Origin of the sequence: Mycobacterium sp. UM_CSW (assembly GCF_000455205.1) — a bacterium.
Lineage (GTDB): Bacteria > Actinomycetota > Actinomycetes > Mycobacteriales > Mycobacteriaceae > Mycobacterium.
On record NZ_AUWQ01000149.1, the window covers coordinates 1 to 866 of the forward strand.

Annotated in this window: 1 protein-coding gene; it reads left to right on the plus strand. The window is 72.4% G+C overall.

All coding sequences use genetic code 11. The annotated features are described in order from the left end of the window. Positions 1-69 precede the first annotated feature (69 nt). Positions 70-866, plus strand: a 797-nt coding sequence (locus N415_RS29885) for a PE family protein (RefSeq protein ID WP_152531648.1), incomplete at its 3' end; no start/stop codon positions are given.

Below are 866 nucleotides of genomic sequence, written 5' to 3' on the forward strand. Positions count from 1 at the left end.
CCCTGATTCGCGCCGACGCTCGCGCCGTTAGCGTCACCGACATATGACACGAGTGGATAGGTGCGTGACATGTCGTTTGTCGTTGCAGCGCCGGAGTTCATGTCGTCGGCGGCTTCGGATCTGGCCAATATCGGGTCGGCTCTCACCGAGGCCCACGCCGCGGCGGCGGCCCCGACGTCGAACGTGTTGGCGGCCGCCGGCGACGAGGTGTCGGCGGCCATCGCCTCGCTGTTCGGGGCGCACGGGCAGGTCTACCAGGCGCTCGGCGCCCAGGCCGCACAGTTCCACCAGCAATTCGTCGGGCTGATGAATGCCGGTGTGGCGCAGTACGCCGCCGCCGAGGCCGCCAACGCCAACCCGCTGCAGACCCTCGAGCAGGACATCCTCGCAGTGATCAACGAGCCCACCGAGATACTGCTGGGACGCCCGCTCATCGGCAACGGCGCCAACGGCGTGACCAACGCCCAAGGCGTCGGCACCAACGGCCAGGCCGGCGGGATCCTGTGGGGCAACGGCGGTAACGGCGGCGACAGCACCGCCGACAGTGCGGCCGGCGGCGCCGGCGGGGCCGCCGGGCTGTTCGGTCACGGCGGTAGCGGCGGTCAAGGCGGCAGCGGCAATGGAGGCGGGAAAGGCGGGAACGGAGGGGCCGGCGGCCTCATCTTCGGCGCCGGCGGCAACGGTGGTGCCGGCGGCTCTGGGCTCGGACAGGGTGGGGTCGGCGGCGTCGGCGGGTCGGCCGGTCTGTTCGGTAACGGCGGGTTTGGGGGCGCGGGCGGCTTCAGCAATGCCATCAACGGGGAAGCCGGCGGCGCCGGCGGCAACGGCGGCCTGATCTACGGCAACGGCGGCGCCGGCGGCGCCGG